The 519-nt window shown below is 52.6% G+C and carries 5 tRNA genes; all 5 read left to right on the forward strand.

Features of this window, described 5'->3' with window-relative positions:
- The first annotated feature begins 53 nt into the window (after window positions 1–53).
- A tRNA-Val gene (locus QM408_RS09235) sits at window positions 54–126 on the forward strand.
- A gap of 5 nt (window positions 127–131) precedes the next feature.
- Window positions 132–202, forward strand: a tRNA-Gly gene (locus QM408_RS09240).
- Between the two features lie 33 nt (window positions 203–235).
- Window positions 236–309, forward strand: a tRNA-Ile gene (locus QM408_RS09245).
- Window positions 310–317: 8 nt separating this feature from the next.
- A tRNA-Glu gene (locus QM408_RS09250) sits at window positions 318–389 on the forward strand.
- Between the two features lie 4 nt (window positions 390–393).
- A tRNA-Ser gene (locus QM408_RS09255) sits at window positions 394–483 on the forward strand.
- Window positions 484–519: the final 36 nt, after the last annotated feature.

Consider the following 519-nt stretch of genomic DNA (forward strand, 5'->3'; position numbering starts at 1 on the left):
CCGGAAGTAGTTGGGGGTTGCCCCCTGTGAGATATGGAAGTCGCTTAGCTCTAGGGAGTTTAGCTCAGCTGGGAGAGCATCTGCCTTACAAGCAGAGGGTCAGCGGTTCGATCCCGTTAACTCCCATTTAAGCGGGTGTAGTTTAGTGGTAAAACTACAGCCTTCCAAGCTGTTGTCGCGAGTTCGATTCTCGTCACCCGCTTTGAACTTTGTTCAATTACCAAGTTTTTAACTTGGGCGCGTAGCTCAGGTGGTTAGAGCGCACGCCTGATAAGCGTGAGGTCGGTGGTTCGAGTCCACTCGTGCCCATAAAGTTTGGTCCGTTGGTCAAGGGGTTAAGACACCGCCTTTTCACGGCGGTAACACGGGTTCGAATCCCGTACGGACTATTTTGGAGGATTACCCAAGTCCGGCTGAAGGGAACGGTCTTGAAAACCGTCAGGCGTGTAAAAGCGTGCGTGGGTTCGAATCCCACATCCTCCTTTTGTATTAACGCGGGATGGAGCAGCTCGGTAGCTC

Origin of the sequence: Streptococcus mitis, from assembly GCF_047464965.1 — a bacterium.
In the GTDB taxonomy this organism is placed as follows: Bacteria; Bacillota; Bacilli; order Lactobacillales; family Streptococcaceae; genus Streptococcus; species Streptococcus mitis_DU.